This is a genomic window from Janthinobacterium sp. 67, from assembly GCF_002797895.1.
Lineage (GTDB): Bacteria > Pseudomonadota > Gammaproteobacteria > Burkholderiales > Burkholderiaceae_D > Janthinobacterium.
On record NZ_PGES01000002.1, the window covers coordinates 209387 to 230430 of the forward strand.

At 54.9% G+C, this 21044-nt stretch carries 26 protein-coding genes; 10 read left to right on the top strand and 16 right to left on the bottom strand.

Features of this window, described 5'->3' with window-relative positions; translation table 11 throughout:
• Positions 1 to 3 precede the first annotated feature (3 nt).
• The 6 genes from CLU90_RS28785 to CLU90_RS28810 all read left to right on the top strand — a co-directional run bounded on the left by CLU90_RS28785 (position 4) and on the right by CLU90_RS28810 (position 3881).
• Positions 4 to 708 (top strand): hypothetical protein, encoded by a 705-nt coding sequence (locus CLU90_RS28785; RefSeq protein WP_076573123.1) that lies wholly within the window; start codon positions 4 to 6, stop codon positions 706 to 708.
• 195 nt (positions 709 to 903) lie between these two features.
• Entirely contained in the window at positions 904 to 1221 is a 318-nt protein-coding gene (locus CLU90_RS28790) for a hypothetical protein (RefSeq protein WP_076573124.1), read from the top strand.
• Between the two features lie 199 nt (positions 1222 to 1420).
• Entirely contained in the window at positions 1421 to 1681 is a 261-nt protein-coding gene (locus CLU90_RS28795) for a hypothetical protein (protein ID WP_076573125.1), read from the top strand.
• Between the two features lie 36 nt (positions 1682 to 1717).
• Positions 1718 to 2185 carry a hypothetical protein gene (locus CLU90_RS28800; RefSeq protein ID WP_100429695.1) on the top strand — a complete coding sequence of 156 codons (468 nt, stop codon included), beginning with the start codon at positions 1718 to 1720 and terminating at the stop codon, positions 2183 to 2185.
• A 27-nt stretch (positions 2186 to 2212) separates the two neighbouring features.
• Positions 2213 to 2575: a hypothetical protein gene (locus CLU90_RS28805; protein ID WP_076573127.1), complete on the top strand. Its 363-nt coding sequence runs from the start codon at positions 2213 to 2215 to the stop codon at positions 2573 to 2575.
• Between the two features lie 137 nt (positions 2576 to 2712).
• A protein-coding gene (locus tag CLU90_RS28810) for an IS3 family transposase (protein WP_100429255.1) occupies positions 2713 to 3881 on the top strand; the annotation gives its coding sequence in 2 pieces (ribosomal slippage) (positions 2713 to 2977 and positions 2977 to 3881; 1170 coding nt in all).
• Between the two features lie 373 nt (positions 3882 to 4254).
• On the opposite strand, the gene CLU90_RS28815 is transcribed toward CLU90_RS28810, so the two are convergent.
• The 7 genes from CLU90_RS28815 to CLU90_RS28835 form a co-directional block, all read right to left on the bottom strand.
• Entirely contained in the window at positions 4255 to 6144 is a 1890-nt protein-coding gene (locus tag CLU90_RS28815; protein ID WP_232731427.1) for a hypothetical protein, read from the bottom strand.
• A 606-nt stretch (positions 6145 to 6750) separates the two neighbouring features.
• Positions 6751 to 7038: a hypothetical protein gene (locus tag CLU90_RS29605; RefSeq protein WP_139335842.1), complete on the bottom strand. Its 288-nt coding sequence runs from the start codon at positions 7036 to 7038 to the stop codon at positions 6751 to 6753.
• 186 nt (positions 7039 to 7224) lie between these two features.
• Positions 7225 to 7494: a hypothetical protein gene (locus CLU90_RS28820; protein ID WP_076573128.1), complete on the bottom strand. Its 270-nt coding sequence runs from the start codon at positions 7492 to 7494 to the stop codon at positions 7225 to 7227.
• Entirely contained in the window at positions 7491 to 7895 is a 405-nt protein-coding gene (locus CLU90_RS28825) for a hypothetical protein (RefSeq protein WP_198511366.1), read from the bottom strand. The genes CLU90_RS28820 and CLU90_RS28825 overlap by 4 nt, the downstream gene beginning before the upstream one ends.
• Positions 7896 to 7950: 55 nt before the next feature.
• Positions 7951 to 8340 carry a hypothetical protein gene (locus CLU90_RS29610; protein WP_157808929.1) on the bottom strand — a complete coding sequence of 130 codons (390 nt, stop codon included), beginning with the start codon at positions 8338 to 8340 and terminating at the stop codon, positions 7951 to 7953.
• Between the two features lie 286 nt (positions 8341 to 8626).
• Positions 8627 to 9879 (bottom strand): IS3 family transposase gene (locus CLU90_RS28830; protein ID WP_100429696.1). Its coding sequence is split into 2 segments (ribosomal slippage): positions 8627 to 9600 and positions 9600 to 9879, totalling 1254 coding nucleotides; the frame shifts between segments, so codons are not numbered across the junction.
• Positions 9880 to 10142: 263 nt separating this feature from the next.
• A protein-coding gene (locus tag CLU90_RS28835; RefSeq protein ID WP_100429255.1) for an IS3 family transposase occupies positions 10143 to 11311 on the bottom strand; the annotation gives its coding sequence in 2 pieces (ribosomal slippage) (positions 10143 to 11047 and positions 11047 to 11311; 1170 coding nt in all).
• Between the two features lie 194 nt (positions 11312 to 11505).
• Here CLU90_RS28835 and CLU90_RS28840 point away from each other — a divergent pair.
• Both CLU90_RS28840 and CLU90_RS28845 read left to right on the top strand, forming a co-directional pair.
• The gene (locus tag CLU90_RS28840) at positions 11506 to 12177 is read left to right on the top strand and encodes a heavy metal response regulator transcription factor (RefSeq protein WP_071080232.1); all 672 of its coding nucleotides are present in this window, start codon (positions 11506 to 11508) and stop codon (positions 12175 to 12177) included.
• Positions 12174 to 13601 carry a heavy metal sensor histidine kinase gene (locus CLU90_RS28845; RefSeq protein ID WP_100429697.1) on the top strand — a complete coding sequence of 476 codons (1428 nt, stop codon included), beginning with the start codon at positions 12174 to 12176 and terminating at the stop codon, positions 13599 to 13601. The genes CLU90_RS28840 and CLU90_RS28845 overlap by 4 nt, the downstream gene beginning before the upstream one ends.
• Before the next feature lie 42 nt (positions 13602 to 13643).
• Here CLU90_RS28845 and CLU90_RS28850 read toward each other — a convergent pair whose 3' ends face one another.
• The 8 genes from CLU90_RS28850 to CLU90_RS28885 all read right to left on the bottom strand — a co-directional run bounded on the left by CLU90_RS28850 (position 13644) and on the right by CLU90_RS28885 (position 18892).
• A complete protein-coding gene (locus CLU90_RS28850; RefSeq protein ID WP_070289033.1) occupies positions 13644 to 14129 on the bottom strand; it encodes an arsinothricin resistance N-acetyltransferase ArsN1 family B in 486 nt (161 codons plus the stop codon).
• A gap of 103 nt (positions 14130 to 14232) precedes the next feature.
• On the bottom strand, positions 14233 to 14892 hold the full coding sequence (locus tag CLU90_RS28855; RefSeq protein ID WP_198511367.1) for an NADPH-dependent FMN reductase: 660 nt from the start codon (positions 14890 to 14892) through the stop codon (positions 14233 to 14235).
• Between the two features lie 77 nt (positions 14893 to 14969).
• The gene (arsH, locus tag CLU90_RS28860) at positions 14970 to 15713 is read right to left on the bottom strand and encodes an arsenical resistance protein ArsH (protein ID WP_070289034.1); all 744 of its coding nucleotides are present in this window, start codon (positions 15711 to 15713) and stop codon (positions 14970 to 14972) included.
• Positions 15706 to 16137: an arsenate reductase (glutaredoxin) gene (gene arsC / locus CLU90_RS28865; protein ID WP_070289036.1), complete on the bottom strand. Its 432-nt coding sequence runs from the start codon at positions 16135 to 16137 to the stop codon at positions 15706 to 15708. Before arsC ends, arsH begins: the two co-directional genes overlap by 8 nt.
• Before the next feature lie 14 nt (positions 16138 to 16151).
• Positions 16152 to 17435, bottom strand: coding sequence for an arsenic transporter (locus tag CLU90_RS28870; protein ID WP_100429698.1), 1284 nt, complete (start codon positions 17433 to 17435; stop codon positions 16152 to 16154).
• Entirely contained in the window at positions 17429 to 17938 is a 510-nt protein-coding gene (locus tag CLU90_RS28875; RefSeq protein ID WP_100429699.1) for an arsenate reductase ArsC, read from the bottom strand. Before CLU90_RS28875 ends, CLU90_RS28870 begins: the two co-directional genes overlap by 7 nt.
• Before the next feature lie 69 nt (positions 17939 to 18007).
• Entirely contained in the window at positions 18008 to 18508 is a 501-nt protein-coding gene (locus tag CLU90_RS28880; protein WP_070289039.1) for an arsenate reductase ArsC, read from the bottom strand.
• A 57-nt stretch (positions 18509 to 18565) separates the two neighbouring features.
• Complete coding sequence (locus CLU90_RS28885) at positions 18566 to 18892, bottom strand: ArsR/SmtB family transcription factor (RefSeq protein ID WP_070289040.1); 327 nt, start codon at positions 18890 to 18892, stop codon at positions 18566 to 18568.
• Between the two features lie 541 nt (positions 18893 to 19433).
• Between CLU90_RS28885 and CLU90_RS28890 the strand changes: the two genes are divergently transcribed.
• Positions 19434 to 19778 (top strand): CzcE family metal-binding protein, encoded by a 345-nt coding sequence (locus CLU90_RS28890; protein WP_083287603.1) that lies wholly within the window; start codon positions 19434 to 19436, stop codon positions 19776 to 19778.
• Between the two features lie 39 nt (positions 19779 to 19817).
• Here CLU90_RS28890 and CLU90_RS28895 read toward each other — a convergent pair whose 3' ends face one another.
• Complete coding sequence (locus CLU90_RS28895; protein ID WP_083287604.1) at positions 19818 to 20246, bottom strand: YybH family protein; 429 nt, start codon at positions 20244 to 20246, stop codon at positions 19818 to 19820.
• Between the two features lie 443 nt (positions 20247 to 20689).
• Here CLU90_RS28895 and CLU90_RS28900 point away from each other — a divergent pair, with 443 nt between their 5' ends.
• Positions 20690 to 21043 (top strand): hypothetical protein, encoded by a 354-nt coding sequence (locus tag CLU90_RS28900; RefSeq protein WP_070289041.1) that lies wholly within the window; start codon positions 20690 to 20692, stop codon positions 21041 to 21043.
• Position 21044 lies beyond the last annotated feature (1 nt).

The following is a 21044-nucleotide window of genomic DNA, read 5'->3' on the forward strand; positions in this document are numbered from 1 at the left end:
CCCATGAAATTTAAACAATTTACCGTCGCCTCCTGCTTTTCGTCCTTTATGCTGCCGCACGTCCTGTTCTTGAACGAACTGGAGGCGCGGAAGAAGGCGGTCATGAGCTGCTGCCTGGCGTGGAACATCAGCCTGTTTCCTGACGCCGAGCAAGAGGACCACGTCGACAGAATCTGGAAAATGGTCGAGGCCGACAACCAGGAGGCACCACCTCCCGGCTTGGAGCATGGATTCAAGCAGGACCTGCGCATGCTGATCGAGCAGAAACAGGAGCTGTTTCCGTGGACGCACACGAACATCCCAAAGGCAGACTTGATCGGAGCGGGCTTCCACGATGTATTGAGGATCGACACCGGCACCGCCATGACCGAGGAAGTCGAAATCCTTGCTTGGCCGAATCCGACCGGCCTGCCGCTCATTATCGAACATCTGCGGGGCATCCAGAGCGACACGGCCGCCCAGGTCGGACTGCTGGCGCAGGCCAGGCGCGTCCCTGGATCATTCACCGACATCGAGGCAACTCAGATGACGACAGCGTATTGCGTACAGCGGGCCGATCTGGTCGGCTACCGGCACATCCTGACGGTGTGGCGCGACACCCAGCCAGCGGCGAGCGTCAAGCGCGTCATCGACCACTGGCTGGGCGTGCTGGCCGAAATCGAGGCCGATACCAAGGCGGTGTTGAACATCCTGGTCAGTTGCAAATAATTCTGGTTCGCGCCGATGGAATGCAAGTCCGCGCGGATAAATGCAGGTTCATTCGCAGCTAATGCTGGTTTGAGGGGGCCTTCATTCGCAGTTATTCCTGGCCGAGAATCGGCTGGATTGCTGGTCCGGCCCGTTTCGATTGCAGGTCGTTACACCTAGTGTTCCGCACCCGATAATCAAACAAGGAAGTATCGTATGTCGCAAATTGTCATCAGTGAACCAGACATTGTAGCTGCTGTAGCACACCTGCGAGTGCTGCCGTATTCGGCCACGGCATCGATGCCGGTCGAGTGGTCGCGCAAACGATTCTTGGACACGCTTGCGGCCACTTTGAAGGCGAACCCCAAGGCCAATGGCACTTTGCAGGTTGCGCCTGGCGTATGGGCGCTGGTGCAGCCCTTTGGCGTCGATCTGGCCGGTACTGAATTCGACCGGGACGAGCGGCGCCAAGTTTGGGTTCTCCTGCGTTCGGTCGGTACTGATCCCGGCCGCATCGAAACTCTGGCAATTTGATCGAGGAATTTCCATGAACGACGAACGACGTGGGAAGATACAAAAAAAGACGAAGAAAAATGGTACGAAAACTCAGTTGTACAAATTGTTGCCGGTTTAATAATCGGGTACGGAATAATTCGACTAATTAGATTCTTGGTCGAGTCTGCATCCTAAACTAGGATGGAAAACGCGCCCTGGGTGTAAACAAGGAGCTAATATGTATGAAAGTGAAAAATATATCGAACATTCAGCAATCCAATGCGGCGGCGTCGATATCGCTGATACAAGCAAGGGGAACACTCCGACCCGTGATCGCATTTGGGTTGGTGTTGGCATTGAGGGAAAATGGCTGACTTCACGTGAGGTCCGTGAAGTGGCTGCTGCTCTGATAATGACTGCAGATGCGCATGATGCACGTATGACCGATAAAGCAACGATGCCAGACTATCTGGCCGCGATGGATCACGAGAACTCGTAATTTTGTACCGGAGAGAAAGTTGATTTGGAGAGCAGAATGAAACCAGACCAAAAGCAGGATTGTAAAGTATTGACGTCCGAACGCGCTATTGCAACCGCTACTCCGGCTGAGAGGACCGCACACGCAAAGTGTATCGCTGAAGGATATATCGAGTCAGCCGCGACAAGATCGGATTTTGGCGGTGCGGATGGATTCAGCTATGCATACGCGCTTGGCCTGACCGGAGGCTGGTATCACGGTGCCCTTATTTCGGAAGTCGAGATGGATGAATACCGGGCACGATTGGCAGCTGCCATCGTTGATCGTGAAGAGAGAGATGATCTGACGGACGTAGATGAGGAAGGCGCTGAATTGGAGCATTCCTGGTCCATCACGGCGCGTCTAGCCGCGGTCGATGTCGCAGATACGGCTGCGTTGCCGCCGCAACTGGTTGCACTGATTCAAGAGGCTAAAGAACTCCATCCATCTATGGCGATGCTAGCAATCGCCACATCTACTCATTAGTGGGAAATAATGCGATACGGAGACTTGATGCACCCGCTGGATATGACGCAGCTTCAGCTCTCGGATGATATGCGGGCCGACCTAGAAGTGATGCGATACGCTGAGGCATATGACAGGACGCTACGAGCGGAAATTGTAAGCGACCCTGCTACTTGGACGCGTGCGGAAATAGAGGCATACGCCGGCGACGACTGGATGGGATTTTCTCGCCTACGGGGTTATACCGAAGCTGAAATTCATGATTTTCAACAGCGCCTCGACTTGTACCACTGCTTGTTAGTGAAGTATAGCGCCGATGATGTCGGATGGATTGGCTACACGCTGCAAGAAATAACGGGCATTCTTCACCTCACACCGCAGCAAATTCTTAGTCGTGATTTTCACGGCTAACATGAAGGAAATTCGTGCTTATCACGCTCGCCGCACACAATCGTCCAGGTACTCGCGGTGAGGCATGGCGGGTTATCTGAGGTACCCTGACTTTTTCGGACACTCTAGTTTGGTAAACTTCACCAACTGGAGAACTTATGACACGCTCAACAACATACACACCGGAGCTTCGGGAAGAAGCGGTAAAACTGGTCCTGACACAAGGCCTGACGCTGGAAGACGCCGCGTTGCGTCTCACCATTCCCAAGGGCACGCTAGCGAACTGGGTCAGTGCGGCAAGGCGCGGCACGTCGCCCAAAGTAGCCCCTGGTAGCCGCTCCGTGCCGGAGCTTGAGGCTGAGGTAACCAAGCTGCGCAAAGAGCTTGCCGAGGCACGCATGGAGCGCGATATCGTAAAAAAAGCGGCAGCGTACTTTGCGCGGGAGTCGCTGCCAAGTACGCGGTCATGAAGACCTTGCGACTCGAATTTCCTGTCACCATCATGTGCCGCGTCTTTAGCGTCTCGCGCAGCGGTTTCTACGCTTGGGCGAACGGCAAACCGTCGCAGCGGGCGCAGGACGACGCACGCCTGAAGGTCGCCATCGAGGCCGTGCACGCGCAGAGCCGGCAGACTTATGGCCCGTTGCGCATGCAGCCGGAACTGACGGCGCAAGGCTTTCCGGCCGGCCGTGATCGTATCGTCCGTCTGCGTCGCGAGCTCGCCCTGCGCTGCAAGCAAAAGCGCAAGTTCAAGGCCACCACGAACTCGAATCATGACCTGCCGGTGGCCGACAACCTGCTCAATCAGACTTTCGCGCCGACCCGGCCGAACGAAGCCTGGGTGACCGACATCACCTATGTGGCGACCGGCGAGGGCTGGCTTTACCTGGCCGGTATCAAGGACGTGTTCACCTGCGAGCTGGTGGGCTACGCGATGGACGAGCGCATGACGCAAACGCTGACGGCAACAGCACTGTGGAAGGCCGTGCGCAACAAACGCCCCGCGCCGGGCTTGATTCACCACTCCGACCGTGGCAGTCAGTATTGCGCCCACGACTATCAGAAACTGGTGACGCAGTTCGGCATGAAGCCGTCCATGTCGCGCCGAGGAAACTGCTATGACAACGCGCCCATGGAAAGCTTCTGGGGCAGCCTGAAAAACGAGCTGGTGCACCATCAACGTTACGCGACCCGGGCCGACGCGAAAGCCGCAATACAGGAATATATCGAAAGCTTTTACAACCGCCAGCGACGCCATTCGCGCCTTGGCAATGTTCCGCCCGCGTTGTTCGCTGAAAAATTCAGCAAACAGCCGCGGGTGGCTTGAAACAAGAGTGTCCGCTATTGACAGTACACCTCAATCGACAAGCGCATGACGGTTGGTTTCTCCGCTCAGGCGGGGCCGTGGCTGTTGGTAGTGCCGGCGGGCTTGCCACCGGAGGCCTTTGCCGCACGCTGGGTGCATGGCATCATGGATCACGAATTTAAGGTACTACCTGGTCCACCAGGCTGAATGAACGAACAATGCTTTATGAAAAAAAGCACCAAATCCTATTCAGGAAATGGTGCTTTTTCGCTTAGATGAACGGCATTTCTGCCGAAGAACGATAATAGAAACTTACTTTATTGCATGAACTCGACATCCCTTGTCGGCTTTTCCGGGGATAGTCAAGGTGAGGTTGTGATAGATGACGGCTCTGCTATGAAGACGTGTCAATATCGAACATGTCCAATTGTGGGGCCGGTGGTAGTAGTTTCTGGTGCTCAGCATTCGAGATGGACTTCTGCACCAGGTAGTGCTTTAACTCAACTGGAGAAAGATCAAAACGAAGGGAAAGGTTTGCGAAGTATCGATTGCGAAGCGCAATCTCCTGGTACCTTTGGGTGTGGCCAGTTGGGAGGCTGACAATCCCCTGATTCAGCCAGAAGGTGGCAGATTCAGATGCCGACATATTATTGCAATCGATCGACATCGTAGGGTATACGCAGGTGATGAACTCACAGGCTTTTTCTGCATCAACACTGAGTTGGTCGGTCTCGTTGAACCAGGTGGTATTCTTGCCTTTGATTACGCGGTGTGAAAATTGCCTTTCAGGGTGAAGGTATGGGTTCCATAACTCGTCAACCACGCTGCGCATACCTTCGGACGGGGCTTCGTGGTCATATTTCCCCACCTTGAACCATCGTGTGGTTGGAATGGTCAGTTTCGGTGCCTTGTCGGGTTTTGGGATTGAATATCGTCGTCCTAAAATGTTCACCTCATACCAGATGGCCACGGCGGGAAATGCTTCGACGGCTTGATAGTGATTGCTCCAATGCCAATCAATCAGCGCCAGCTGTTGTAAGGAAATGAGTTCAAAAGTTGGGTTGGACATTAGGCGGTTTTCTTTCGTGTCAGCCACGCTGCCTATGAAAATGGCGGCTTCCAATTCTTCCGCCCTGTCCCTTTCGTTGGCATCCACTGACAAGAGGTAACGGAGCATGGATTGTCGAAAATCATATGAATACACGTCTGGCCGGATAGGAATGTAACCAGCTGCGCTGACCGTTCTGCCGACTATCTCGCGCGACTCCATGTCGAATTGAGTTAGCATTAGCAGGTTGCGGAAGTCGTTGAGAGGCCGCATAAAGGCATTTCGTTCAAGAGTCAGCATGCTCTCCATGCTTTTGTCCGCTGCGCCGGTCAAAGTGCAAAATGCGCACCCGGTGCGTGCCCCGCAAGGTTGCTTATTTCCCCCGTCACCCAGCACAACGCCACATACACCATCGTTCGCATCTTGGTAGATGGTGAACAGTCGATGCACACTTTCTGCTGAAATCGGCGACAGATATGGGCTACTTTCTGGCTCCAACAGCATTTCTAGCGTTTCCCAAACATCGGATAGTGTCCAGTTCGCGATGATGCTCAAGACCAACTCGCCGGAAGATCCACGGACTGGTTCATTTGCTGATTCACCGCGACTTTCCATCCGTCCTTTCCGCACGGTCGACTCGTCCAGGCGCGACCCAATTATTGTGACCATTTCACGGCCAGTTTGCGCAATCGATCGCGCGTCCAGTTCGGAGGCCAACCGCTGGGCTGGGTGGTATTTCCAGTCAACGGCACATTGGCGAGCCTTACTGTTTTCTGGAAAGCGCGGAAGCGTGCCGCGTCCGATCGTTGTTACGATGAACGACGATGCCAGCGATGGGTGTGTCAGGTATATCTCTATCGGCAGTGCATGTTCGGAGAAATGCTCGCGCATTTCATCTTGAACGGTCAATAGATGCATTTCCATCAATGGGTTTTCGATGCCAGTGCTGCTGCTGCTGATGTAGTGCGTTGTTGTGATGCCTTCGGCAACAGCTCGACGCACAGCTTCGATCATGAGGACGACACACGAAGTTGAGTCCTTGCCAGAACTGAATCGTAGATGCAGGGAATGACGCTGGCGGATGAGCTCGAGCAGTGTCTCAATGCCCTGCTCCTGGATTGATTTCGAGTGGCCAATATGGCTGGCTTTAGCATCTTGCGGTGTCGTTGATTCGAGCAGTGCCAAGAGTTCGTTGGTCGTGTCGTTACTGGTTGGTCGTGAATGTTGAATGTACATTTTTGAACTCGAGGTTGATCCAACAGGCACCCCATACGGGTGGAGTGCCCGAGGGGTGATTGTTTAGATGGCGTGAGACCATGTATGGATGCCGAAAGCCGGCGTTTAAATTCAGCGAGACTACTCACCTTTGCATGGCAAAGATCAGTGTCGAAGTACTGAACGCGAAATAACCAGCCGAGGTGGGCTTGGTGGTCCAGTCTGCGGGTAGTGCTATGAGGCGGCATCCTGCGGTTGGCATGGCACCAGAAGATGGGATGCGCTCACTCTATGGCAGCATGGCTGTCATAGAGTGGCGCATGGTGTTTCGATTTAAGAAGAGACCACCTTGGTAGTCATTGTTTCCTGATTCACTTGCGGTGGATGGTTTTTGTTTGACTTGATCACGATGTCATCGTCTGCTTGCGCATCGCGCTTCCAGGAAGCCAACGTAACAGGCGGACGTCGACGCATAGCTGCACGATCAGCATCGGTGAGGGTACTGCTTGTAGGTGAGCGGGACATGGTTTTAGGTGCTTTCCGATATAAATGGCGGAGAGCACCACCGAACGGGGGTGTTTCCCCGCTAGGTTGAATGCCGCTATGCGGCTTGGTGTGGTTCGTTGATTAGTCGTGGATGACGCAAGGATCACCGCTCGCATTTGAGCAATGGCGGCACTCTTGCATTTCTTTCATCATTTCTTGGTCTTTTCGGCCCTCGCTCCATGCTGCAAGCAAGGCCGGCGCCGAATTGAATTTTGCTGGGACAGTTGGATAACGATCATTGCAAGACTGGGTTCCCAGCGTGTAAGCAGCAACCAGGCCTTCTATCGGCTGCGCCTCACCTAATTTATGGTGAACTGCGTGTAACTGCACTGGGGCGCTCGAGTGATTATGGATTTGATTGGCTTGCATGTAATTCTCCTAATTGTTTCGTTCGCAATACTTGCGAATGTGTAGATGGCGCGAGGCCGTAGATGGATGCCGTGATTCGGCGTAGATAACTGTGCGGTTACTCACCTGTGCAGGGCAAAGGTCAGTAAGACGGTCCAGTCGAACACACCAGCGCAGGGCTGGTGTGTCATATGGATAAGTGGAGGTTTAAACTTCGATTGCAGCGAGGATTCGGGTCAACTTGGTGGTCAATTCTGGTGTGCTAGAAGTGCTGCGATAGCAGTCATCTTCCAACACCAGGTACCCAGGTTTCGTCATCGTCCCCATAATGGATTGGAACTGGTTATGCGTAGCGCCTTGGGCCTGCATGGCAGCGTAGAGCACGCCGCCAGGAGCGCCCTGCTCGCCGGCTACAGCGACCGCCTCGATGATACCCAGGCTGACTGTTGCAAGAACCATGAGCTGGTCTTTTGTCATTCTGTAACCTCTTGCACATGTATCATCCAAACCGCAGCGGACGGCATACCCTGAATCACGTCCAGGATCTTCGATTCGCTCGGGTGGTGGACCTCGATGTAAGTGCCCTTCTGCAGAGCGCTCAGCATGTACATGCAATCAGCGAGAGTGCGTACTCCATGCTCCTCACCTATTCCAGTGAGCGTCTCGTGCGCGTCCAGCAGTTCTTGCATGAAGCTGGCAGACTTTGCTTTCCCATTGAAGATATTGGTGAGAGCCGCGGTTGCAGCGTCAGATTGTGATTCGGGATCGTCGGGTTCAAATTCGGCCTCGTTGAGCACGCCGTGGCCAATGAGAAAATTGATGATGTTGTCGGTGAAGTCTGTGCAGGAAAAAGCCATTGTATGCTCCAATATAGGCATGGGGCTCCCCTAGCGGGAGAGCCCCACTAGGGTTAAGTTTGTGTAGTAGCCGGGGCTAGCCCAAAGTTACTTGTGCTTGTGAATCACGGCGGTTCGTCCACCAGTCCAGTGCATCTTCTTTTGCGACCTGAACGGCTAGAGGTCGGGTTAAAGCGTGACCTTCGCCAAAGGTTTTTTTCGATCCATTTGGATATATTGCAATAACAGTCCATCCATCCCGTATCCCTCCCACATGGTGAGAAAGCAATACATACGTGGCGCCTCCAAAAAGAACTGATCCAGAGGTACTCAGCTTTCTTAAAAACTGGTCCTCGATCGACTGCGGCAATGCGATACCGTCGCGATTACTAAGAAACACAACTGCTTCGGCGTAACATGCCAGGGGCGCCAATGATGGTGTGGTCTGCACAGGTGTGCGTAGATTTGATGACATGAGTTGACCCAAGTATTTCTTAAAATGCCCAGTTAGCGAAAACCTCTGAGAATGCTTTCGATCTTTTGAGCGATGGCAGATTTGTGAAGTGACTCAAGCGTGTATCTTTATGAGATGCTCAAGCATGTGTTTTGCAAGAACGCCGATAAAATTCTGGATGCCGTCGATATCGAGTGGATTTACGCAGAATGTGGCATACCCGCGATCTCCATAACTCTGGTCAACATGCCACCAGCCAAGCTCATTAGGGTTGATTAGATAAAGTGGATCCATCAGTCAAGACACTTTCCCGACTAATTTAAGCTGTGCCCGTTTCCACTGCTCCAGCTGCTCGGCGCTGACCCGTATTGCTCTCTTCCTGTGACTTCTTCTTGTCGTCACCAAACCGGTCGACGATCAGCGCACCGCCGCCAACCCCGTCGCGGTAGACTTGGTCGGGCGTCTGGTAGCTCAGCGATTGGTGCGGCCGCTCAGCGTTATAGAACGCGAAATACTGCGCCAGGCCCACCGTCAATTCCGCCATATTGGCGTATCCTTTCAGATACACATCCTCGTACTTCACGTTGCGCCACAGCCGCTCGACGAAGATGTTGTCCAGCGCCCGACCGCGCCCGTCCATGCTGATGGCGACGCCTTCGCGCTTGAGCACGTCGGTGAAGGCCGTGCTGGTGAACTGCGAACCCTGATCGCTGTTGAACAACTCCGGCTTGCCATGCTGGCGCAAGGCGTCCTCCAGGCAGTCCACGCAGAACGACGCGTCCATGCTGTTGCTGAGGCGCCAGGACAGCAACTTGCGGCTGTACCAGTCGATGATCGCCACCAAATACGCGAAGCCCCGCGCCAACCGGATGTAGGTGATATCGGTCGACCATACGTGATTAGGACGCGTCACGGGCACACCGCGCAACAGGTACGGATAGACCTTGTGCTGCGGATGCGCTCGGCTCGTATTCGGCCCCGGCGCCATGCCCGCCAGCCCCATGCCGCGCATCAGACGCTGCACGCGCTTGCGGTTGACTACATGGCCCGTCGCGCGCAGGAACACGACCATGCGCCTGCTGCCATAAAAAGGCCGACTGGTGTATTCCTCGTCAATCAGCGCGCTCAGCTTCAGGTCGCTCTCGTCCTCGCATGCCTGCCGGGATGCCGCGTCGATCCGGCGGTACACCGTCGCGCGCGGCACGCTTGCCAGCTCGCATTGGCGCGTCAGCGGCAGCTTCTCGTGCCCGGCTTCGATCCAGCCCAAGCGCGCCTCCTGGCTCACGGCCCCAGCTTTTTTTTAAGCCAGTCCACTTCCATCTTCAGCCGACCGATCTCGCCGTATAGTTTGTCCTCGGGACTGCTTTCATCGATCGGCTTGGGGCCGCGCTTGGTGTCGAACAGCGCGCCGGCGTTCTCCAGGATTTCCTTTTTCCACTGGCCCACCAGCACCGGATGCACGCCGAACTCTTGCGCGATCTCCGTCACCGTCTTGACGCCGCGAACGGCCTCCAGACCGACCTTGGCCTTAAACTCGGCCGTGTGTACCCGACGTTTTTTACCTTCACTCATTTGCTGTCATCCTTTCACGGACCACAGCTTAAACCATCGTCTCAGATTCGGGATCCACTATACTGCGAATGGGTGGGATCTGAGAACGCTGATGGAGCATGTGGGCTGGAAAAATGCCCAGTCCGCCATGCGCTACATCGATCGGGAAGATCCCTTTAACCAGCGCCGCATCGAACAAAACCTGTATCCTCTTTATAGCAAGTAATTAAACAGCTGCAGGTGGACCTTTATGAGGTGTACTGTCAATAGCGGACACTCTTGTTTCAAGCCACCCGCGGCTGTTTGCTGAATTTTTCAGCGAACAACGCGGGCGGAACATTGCCAAGGCGCGAATGGCGTCGCTGGCGGTTGTAAAAGCTTTCGATATATTCCTGTATTGCGGCTTTCGCGTCGGCCCGGGTCGCGTAACGTTGATGGTGCACCAGCTCGTTTTTCAGGCTGCCCCAGAAGCTTTCCATGGGCGCGTTGTCATAGCAGTTTCCTCGGCGCGACATGGACGGCTTCATGCCGAACTGCGTCACCAGTTTCTGATAGTCGTGGGCGCAATACTGACTGCCACGGTCGGAGTGGTGAATCAAGCCCGGCGCGGGGCGTTTGTTGCGCACGGCCTTCCACAGTGCTGTTGCCGTCAGCGTTTGCGTCATGCGCTCGTCCATCGCGTAGCCCACCAGCTCGCAGGTGAACACGTCCTTGATACCGGCCAGGTAAAGCCAGCCCTCGCCGGTCGCCACATAGGTGATGTCGGTCACCCAGGCTTCGTTCGGCCGGGTCGGCGCGAAAGTCTGATTGAGCAGGTTGTCGGCCACCGGCAGGTCATGATTCGAGTTCGTGGTGGCCTTGAACTTGCGCTTTTGCTTGCAGCGCAGGGCGAGCTCGCGACGCAGACGGACGATACGATCACGGCCGGCCGGAAAGCCTTGCGCCGTCAGTTCCGGCTGCATGCGCAACGGGCCATAAGTCTGCCGGCTCTGCGCGTGCACGGCCTCGATGGCGACCTTCAGGCGTGCGTCGTCCTGCGCCCGCTGCGACGGTTTGCCGTTCGCCCAAGCGTAGAAACCGCTGCGCGAGACGCTAAAGACGCGGCACATGATGGTGACAGGAAATTCGAGTCGCAAGGTCTTCATGACCGCGTACTTGGCAGCGACTCCCGCGCAAAGTACGCTGCCGCTTTTTTTACGATATCGCGCTCCATGCGTGCCTCGGCAAGCTCTTTGCGCAGCTTGGTTACCTCAGCCTCAAGCTCCGGCACGGAGCGGCTACCAGGGGCTACTTTGGGCGACGTGCCGCGCCTTGCCGCACTGACCCAGTTCGCTAGCGTGCCCTTGGGAATGGTGAGACGCAACGCGGCGTCTTCCAGCGTCAGGCCTTGTGTCAGGACCAGTTTTACCGCTTCTTCCCGAAGCTCCGGTGTGTATGTTGTTGAGCGTGTCATAAGTTCTCCAGTTGGTGAAGTTTACCAAACTAGAGTGTCCGAAAAAGTCAGGGTACCTCATTAATTCTGACAAGATTGTAATCCTGGCGTTAGACGATTGTCATCTTTCCAAGGTAGACTGAAGACAGAGACCGATGGCGATCTTCACCATCCGCATAACGTGGACACAGCAGTTGAACTAGTGGAAAAGTGACATGCGATTATTAGTGGTTGAGGACGAGCAAAAGGCGGGCGAATATATTCAGAAAGGTCTGAGTGAGTCTGGTTTTGTTGTTGACTTGGCGAGAACTGGGCCCGACGGACTTCACGCTGCCACTACTGCCCATTACGACCTGATCGTGCTTGACGTCATGCTTCCGGGCTTAGACGGTTGGCAAATCATCGCTGAGTTGCGCAAAACGGTTGATACGCCGGTGCTATTTCTTACCGCACGGGATGGGCTCGATGACCGCATCAAAGGTCTGGAGCTTGGTGCGGATGATTACTTAGTTAAGCCATTCGCTTTCGTTGAGTTGCTTGTTCGTATTCGAACGTTGTTGCGCCGAGGGCCGATCAGAGAAGCTGATATTTTTCAGATTGCCGATCTGGAACTAGACATTCCCAAGCGAAGAGTCATACGGGCTGGGGTTCGGATTGATTTGACTGCGAAAGAATTTGCACTTTTGCATCTGCTATCCAAGCGGGTCGGACAGGTTTTGTCCCGGCCGTTAATTGCATCGCAAGTCTGGGACATGAATTTTGATAGCGACACGAACGTGGTGGATGTCGCGGTACGCCGTCTACGGGCAAAAATTGACGACCCCTTCGAAGTCAAACTGATCCATACGATTCGGAGTATGGGCTATGTATTAGAAGATAGACAATGAAGGCCAAGAACTGGTCTCTCACCACGCAGCTGGGGGCGCTCTTCGCCTGCATCTCGGTAATTGTATTTTCGGCCTTAGGCATCTATCTCTATCAAGCTCTCGCGGTGCAGCTCCAAGCACGGGATGATGCAGACCTTGTCGACCGTATTGTGTTCATCAGACATATGCTTGAGGAGACACCGAGTGTAGAGTCGATTCGTGTGGATCCGCACCGTTTTTTAGATGCTGTCGATTTGCATGGCGGCTTTTTGCTCGTTATGCAGGCACAAGACGGTGAAGAATTAACCCGCAATACCCGTGACCGTTCATTCATGCATGCCAGCGGGGCTGTGCCGGTAGAGACGATGCCAGAGCCATCTCACGTACGTGCTGCACTAGGGCATAGCGAACCCAACCTAAGAGTTATTGCTGCGCTGGGTACCGTTGGTTCGACAGGTTCCGTGGTGAAAATCACGCTCGCCAGAAGCGAAGAGAGCCGCGCAGCTGTTCTATCTGCATACAAGTTAAAAGTGCTTGCATCGGGCTTCTTTGGTGCGGTGCTAACAGCCCTACTGGGGTTTCTACTAGTACGTCGCGCGTTGCACAAAGTAAAGCTCATCGCGCAGCAAGCTCAGCAAGTCAGTGCGCACAATTTGGAAGTGCGCTTGCATGCAAAATCAGCACCGAAGGAAATCCAGATACTGGCTGATTCGTTCAATGAGGTGCTTGACCGCCTGCAAAATAGCTTTAATAACCTTTCCCAGTTTGCAGATGACTTGGCACACGATTTGCGTACGCCTCTCAACAATCTGATGGTTCAAACAGAAGTTGCCCTGTCTCAGCCCAGATCATCCGATGAATATCAAAACCTGCTTTCATCTAACTACGAGGAGTTTGGCCGTCTAGCTAGAATGGTGGAAAGCATATTATTTTTGGCGCGGGCTGACCATGACCAAGTTTCGCTAGCAACTGAGCAGCTTGATATGGATGTTGAGCTGACGCGAATCGCCGAGTATTTTGAAGGGCCGGCATCCGACGCAGGGATATCATTCATCGTCATCGCCTCAGGTAAAGTGCTTGCTGATGGGCACCTGCTTCGCCGCGCGGTGAGTAACCTTGTATCGAACGCTCTTCGGTACACGCCGAAGGGCGAAATTATCTTGCTCAAGGCGATAGAGGACGACGACGGGGCCGTAGTTTCTGTTTCCAATCCTGGCCCAGGCATCGCGCAGGAACACCTGTCGCGGTTGTTTGACCGGTTCTACCGTTCCGATAAATCGAGGGCCAGTACGTCAGCCTCCGCTGGATTGGGTCTTTCAATCGTCAAATCCATCATGGCGCTTCACCATGGCCGAGCCAGTGTCACGAGTGAGCTTGATGGAGTTACCCAATTCACGCTATTTTTTCCTGGCACGACAGCATCGAACGAAACAGTTAAGCGCTGAAAATGGATTTTTGAGGACAGAAATCTTGTGCTCAGCGGTTAACTAAGCAAGCTGCAGCTCCCAGTATCCGACATCAATCCACTGATCAAATTTACAGCCAACCCGCTTGAACATGGCCACCTTCTCAAATCCTAGGCGCTCGTGCAAAGCAACGCTAGATTCATTGGGCTGCGCAATGCCACCAATGACCACTTGCAGTTGGCGGTGCCGGAGCTCCTCGATCAGGGTACTGTAAAGCTGTCGACCGATGCCCTGACCGACTCCATCGTGCGCCACGTACACCGTTGACTCGACCGAAAAACGATAGGCGCTCCGGGCACGCCAGGGCGTTGCGTAGGCGTAACCTAGTATTTGACCATCGCGTTCAAAGACGTACCACGGCAACTGCGCACCCACAGAAGCGATGCGCTGGGCCATCTCATCGATGGCGACCATCTGCTCTTCAAACGTGATGGTGGAGCTGCTGACGTAATGGTTGTATATCGTGGCGATCGCAGCAGCATCGGCGGTAGTGGCAAGTCGAATCATCAGCGGGATCCAAATAGACGTGAAATGGCAGGAAGGAGCACGGCCGCAAACTACGCACGGCACCCTAAAGTATCATTCTAGCAATAATCCATCCTATGTGGCTTCACGGCGCATTGCGTTGAGTAGGATCGCGCAGAAAAGCTGGTGAAGGCCCTGTGCCTCCCGAGCGGGCCCGCTCCCGTCCTGCGGCCTCTGCCCACCAGATCAACTGGGAAAAGGTGCGTTCGATATAGGAAACCCAACGCGTACTGTCGACTTCAGGTGCAAAGCTGCCATCGGCAGCAAAAACAGTATGTGCTGTCGGAATATGGATCATGGCCGACACCGGCAAACAGCCCAGCTCGGACAGAAAAGCGCGCATACCCACCGCCGCCCGCACACCACCCCACTGGCCCGCCGAATAAGTGACGATGGCGCTGGGCTTGAAGGCAAACAAAGAACTGCCAAAGTGGTTCAGTAAATGCATCAGTGCCGGACTCATTGAATGATTGTATTCAGAACTGACCATCACATACCCATCGGCGCTGGCAATCTCACTGGCCAGTTGCTCCAACGGCAAGGGCGCGCGCCCCTGCGCATAGGAAAAGTGTGGCTTGAACACGTCACCTAGCTCGTAATCGAGCGGATCGATGAGCACCACATTGTGGCCATCATGGCGGCACTGCGCCACGATGGCCTTGGCGACCCGTTCGCCCACGCGCGCAGGCAGGGGCGGTGTGCTGGTGCGAATAGAACCGAGAAACACCAGAATTTTCATCTTCATCTTACCCTTTCCAGCCAAAACCTCGGCTAGGTCATCGTGCAGTGAAAACCCGGCGAACGGGCCAACATGAAAACAGCCTATTTGCTTGGCGTCTCGTGATTCATGGCCGCTTCGGCGAGGGCGCGTACTTCGGCCGGCATGGATTCCTTGCGCTCGCTATAGCGGCTGGTCAGGTAATCCGAGCGATCGCGCACCACCAGGGTGAATTTATACAATTCCTCCATGACGTCGACCAGGCGGTCGTAATATGGCGACGGCTTCATGCGGTCGTTTTCGTCGAATTCCTGGTATGCCTTGGCAACGGACGACTGGTTCGGAATGGTCACCATGCGCATCCAGCGGCCCAGCACGCGCAAGCCGTTGACGGCGTTGAACGATTGCGAGCCGCCCGACACTTGCATCACCGCAAGGGTCCGCCCCTGCGTCGGACGCACGCTGCCCATTTCCAGCGGCAGCCAGTCAATTTGTGACTTGAACACACCTGTCACAGCGCCATGGCGTTCCGGACTGCACCAAACCTGGCCTTCCGACCAGAGCGACAGCTCGCGCAGCTCCTGCACCTTGGGATGGTCAGGGCTGACGCTGTCGACCATGGGCAAGCCATGCGGGTCGAAAACCCGCGTCTCGGCGCCAAAATTCTGCAGCAGCCGCTCCGCCTCCAGAGTCAGCAAGCGGCTGAACGAGCGTTCACGTAGCGAGCCGTACAGCAAGAGCATGCGCGGCGGATGCGTTGCCACCGTCGCTGGCATAAGTTTATCAACCGTCGGCGTATCGAGGTGCGCAGCACTGATATTGGGCAAGTCCTTGACTGGCTTATACATGGGGCACCACCCGCTTTCCTTGCGCATCGATGACCGCCTCGCCGTCTTCTTTGGCAAACGTGCCCAGTTGCGGCAAGGGCAGAACGTCAAGCACCAACTCCGATGGGCGGCATAGGCGCACGCCAAGCGGCGTGACCACGAACGGACGATTGATAAGGATGGGATGGGCCAGCATGGCGTCCAACAGTGCCTCGTCGCTGATTTGGGCCTGGTCGAGACCCAGTTCCAGGTACGGCGTACCTTTCTGGCGAATGGCCTCGCGCACGCTCAAGCCAGCACGGGCAATCAAATCGACCAGGGTCTCGCGCATTGGCGGTTGCTGCAGGTATTCGATGACCTGCGGCTCAGTGCCAGTATTGCGGATTAACGCCAGGGTGTTGCGCGAAGTGCCACAGGCCGGGTTGTGATAAATAGTGATATCCATAATAAATCCTTTCCTTAATAACTGAGGCGCAGTGCCAGCGCCGCCAGGGTCACCAGCAACACAGGCAAGGTGAGGACGATGCCGACGCGGAAGTAATAACCCCAGGAGATGTGAATCTTCTTACTGTCGAGGACATGCAGCCACAACAGGGTCGCCAGGCTGCCGATAGGGGTAATTTTCGGCCCCAGGTCACTGCCAATGACATTGGCATAAATCATCGCCTCGCGCACGGCGCCCTGCGCTGAGGTAGGATCGATCGACAAGGCCCCGATTAGCACCGTCGGCATATTGTTCATGATCGAGGACAGGACGGCCGTCAGCACGCCTGTGCCCATGGCCGCGCCCCATACGCCATATTGGGCAAAGTAATTGAGTACGCCAGTCAGGTAGCCGGTCAGGCCCGCGTTGCGCAGGCCATATACGACCAGATACATGCCCAGAGAAAAAACAACGATCTGCCATGGTGCATTGCGAATGACTTCGCGCGTGGGTATCACATGGCCTTTAGCGGCGACAGCCAGCAACAGAGCGGCGCCAACGGCGGCCACGGCACTGATCGGCACGCCCAGGCTCTCAAGCCAGAAAAAGCCGATCAGCAGCAGCGCCAGGACCAGCCAGCCGGCCTTGAAGGTCGCCATGTCGCGGATCGCGGCGCCGGGGCGTTTGAGCTGGGAGACGTCATAGTCTTGCGGGATGTCCTTGCGGAAAAACCACATCAGTGCAAGCAGGGTCGCTATCACTGCCACCGCGTTGACCGGCACCATCACGGCCGCATACTCGGCAAAGCCGATCTTGAAATAGTCGGCCGAAACGATATTGACCAGGTTCGACACCACCAGCGGCAGGCTGGCCGTGTCGGCGATAAAGCCGGCCGCCATCACGAAGGCCAACGTAGCTTTGGCTGAAAACTTCAGTTCGAGCAACATGGCGATCACGATAGGCGTCAGTATCAGCGCCGCACCATCGTTGGCAAACAACGCAGCGACAGCGGCGCCCAGCAGGACCAGCAAGACAAACAACTTGCGGCCGCTACCACCTCCCCAGCGTGCCACGTGCAGCGCGGCCCACTCGAAGAAACCGGCCTTGTCGAGCAGCAGGCTGATGATGATGACGGCGATAAACGTGCCGGTTGCATTCCAGACGATGTGCCAGACGACGGGCATGTCCGACAACTGGATGACACCAGCCAGCAGCGCGACGCCAGCGCCGATGGCCGCGCTCCAGCCAATACCCAAGCCACGCGGCTGCCAGATAACCAGTACCAGAGTCGCCAAGAAAATCAGGAAAGCAGTCAACATACGAGCGCCTCCTTGGGGGCAGCCGGGGCAAAGACACTAGAAATGTTGTCGAGTTCAGCTTTCAGGCGTACAGGGTCATGCTGCAGCTGCTCTAGCGGCAAGGCGAAGAAAGCCTCGATGCGTGCGCGCAGAATGCCATACGTCACCCGGAAAGCAGCGTCCTTTTCTGCGTCCGTCCCCGTGACATGGCCGGGATCGTCTACACCCCAGTGGCTACGAAGCACTGGGCCCAGGTAGGCCGGGCACGTCTCGCCAGCGGCGCTGGCACACACGGTGATGACGATATCGGGCACGGAAGGCAGAGCGTCCCAGGACTTGCTGTAATACCCCAGGGTCGATATCTGCTCGTTGGCCAGCAACGCCAGTGCTCCTGGGTGCAGCGCCCCGGCCGGATGACTGCCTGCGCTCAGCGCATGCCAGCCTGCCGGCGCCAGATGATTGAAAGTCGCTTCTGCCAGGATGGATCGGCAAGAGTTGCCGGTACACAAAAAAAGAACGTTCATGAAATTATCGCAAAATAGTGAAAAGTAAGGCATGCCCGTTATCAACAGGCATGCCGGGGCGCTCGCCTACTAGACGGCGCTTTGTCCAATTGCCTTGATCTCGTGCTGGATCGCGTTTTTTTCGAGCATGTGCAGCGGCAAACTGACGAAAACGTTCATCCGGGTCATGATCTGCCGGAACACCTTATGGAATACCTCGCGCTTTTCTGCGTCGGTGCCAGTAGCTGCAGCCGGATCTTCGAATCCCCAGTGCGCCGAAAGCGGATGACCTGGCCAGTATGGGCAGACTTCGCCGGCGGCGTTGTCGCACACAGTAATGATGAAGTCCATGTGTGGTGCGTCTGGAGTACCGAATTCATCCCAGCTCTTGCTGCGCAGTTTATCGAGCGGATAGCCGGTCGCTTCAATTTGCTCGATGGCGAATGGGTTGACGCTGCCGCCCGGGTGGCTGCCAGCCGAAAAGCCACGGAAGCGGCCCTTGCCCATGGTGGAGACCAGCGCCTCGGCCATCACGCTACGGGCTGAGTTGCCGGTACAGAGAAACAACACGTTGTACACTTTGTCGGTCATGACGAATCCTTTAATCACTGCGTTGGTTGGGGGGCGATTCAATTTGTACGTTTGGATTCATGCGGCATCACAGGCTGCGCCTTGCGCAGTAGTGCAAGGCGCGCCGCCGCAGCAGTTTTCGGTCAAAAAGCCGATCAGGGCATTCATGCTGTCGATATGCGCGGCGTAGATGACAAAGCGTCCATCTTGGCGCGGCACGATCAGGTCCGCGTGCACCAGTTCCTTCAAGTGAAATGACAGGGAAGATGGCGGGATGCCCAGCTGTTCGGCAATCTTCGTTGCCGCCATCCCTTGCGGTCCGGTCTGGACAAGCAAGCGAAAGATGGCCAGGCGTGACTCCTGTGCCAGTGCCGCCAACGCAGCGATGACATTTTTAGTTTCCATGTGCACTCCTTTTAATTTCATATTTCTATAATAATCGAATTATGAAATTAATGTAAACCTATTTTTATGCGCGGCTATCGATTCACCTTGGTACGGAACTCTTGACGTCCTGGTCTTCTCCAGACGTATCGACATACCAATTAGCTGAATCTTCGTACTCAGTGGCAGAGGTGTGCGTCTCTCAGCACGTTGGAAACTCTGGTATCGCATGTATCTGGCGACAAACGACTTATCGAGAGGTAATAAGCTGCTCAATCAAATGGCGGTACTGCTAGCGCTTAAAGCGAATGCTTGGCGGCCGCAACGACGGCATGCCTATCTTCACACTCGACCTACTCTTGATAAACCATTGCTGCGCCTAGCATGTTGCCGCAAGAAAGTCGCGGTTCCACTTCGAACCTGCTACCTTAATCAAATTATCAAGGTTTCTGTAATGAAAATGTAATGTTTCAGTCATTCGGGTGTGCGGGTCCCCTACGTAGAATAGCTTCATCGGATCCGCAACTTCATTCACCCGCACCTGAAAAATAAGGACATTCCAATGAAATCCATCAAAGCCAACATCGTCGCCGTTTTTGCTGTCATCGCTCTCAGCCCGCTTGCCGCGATGGCACACCAAGGCGAAATGCACTCGAATCCAGCGTTTGGCAGTGCTGCTCCGGCGCCGGCCGCCACGCGCACTATCACGATTTCATCGACTACGAAGTATGTGAATGTCGCCCAGGGCGACGTCGTCAAGTTTGATGTGGATGGTAAGACGTTCACTTGGCAGTTCGATACGCTACGAGCCAATTCGAGCTTTGACTTTTCGGCAATTGCGCCGTCTGGCGTGAATACCCACGGCGTACGTGTGTACGTGGCACCTAACCCGACCTACGCCAACTAATTACATGTACGCCCGCCAGTGTACTGCTGGCTCATGAAGTTATTGAGATTTGCGGGACGACCAGTGCAGATGAAAGATGACCCATTGATCGCCCTGTTTTTCGAGCAAAGCTGTTTCCGTGCCGAATAAGTGCACATTTTTGCCCTGGAATTGTCCTGTGGTCTCTGTTTCCTGCATCACGACGGCCAGGTTTCCATCAATACGTTCGTTTTGTTTTAGGACTTTGCTTTTAGTGGCCTTAGCAAAGGCGGTATCGGCTGGCAGGTGATGGCCAGCGTATTCATCACGTGAACGCTCAACATGCCCAGATTCGTAAATTTTAATTTCAGGGCTAAGCAAAGTGCTCGCCTGCTCGGATATTCCGCTGGCGAGCGCTTCGTGAAATGCAGCAACAGTTTCAGTTGGTGTGGCGGCGTATAGGGGAAGACTGAATACGGAAATAGCGATCAGGGAAGTAAGTTGGCGCACGAGGTCTCCAGTGTTTTTGTTTATATGATGAATTGCAGTGATGCAATTAAATCAGCGGGCGGTGATTGTGACAAGGTGGAAGTGAAAATACTCTGGAAAACTGAAATTCGCTTGACCTTCCGCCAGTTGGAAGGTGTAGCGTAAAAAGGCGATTTCATCTCAGGTGGTTCAGGTAATTTGCAAGGAACTTAGTTGTCCGTCATAGGGAAGATACTGCAGATGAATTTCATGCTGACGCGCATTGTAAGCAACCGGGCCGAAATAGGTGCAGGACAGCGTACGCCTTACTCTACCTTTGGAGGCAACAATAGCCGCCACTCATTCCTCGCGTCCCTTGAGCTCCCTCCACACCACTTTCCCCGCCACCTCCTGAAATCATGCACTGGCGTTCGCCTCACCTCGTGCTGTATCCACCCAGTAACCAGTCATTTTGAAAGAGAATCATGCAACGCTTCCACTTATTGCTTCTGGCAACGGTTAGCTTCTCGCCGGTTGTCTATGCACAATCCACTCAACCCGCGAGCACCACGGCGACAGTGACGGATGCTAAGGCCATTGTGCCGCCGTTGAAATATGTTTCTGCTTTTGCGGATGCTAAGCCGATTGGGGAGCCCCCGATATCTCCAGATAAGGCCTGGATTCAGGCAAATAAAGAAGTGACAGGGGACTCTCAGCATGGCGATCTGGGGGACATGTCGATGGAAATGGTACCCGGTGCAAAAAGCCAGGAAGAACCCAAGCCGTCTTCGGCGAACGATCCGCACAAAGGCCATCAAATGAACATGAAAGGCAAATGAC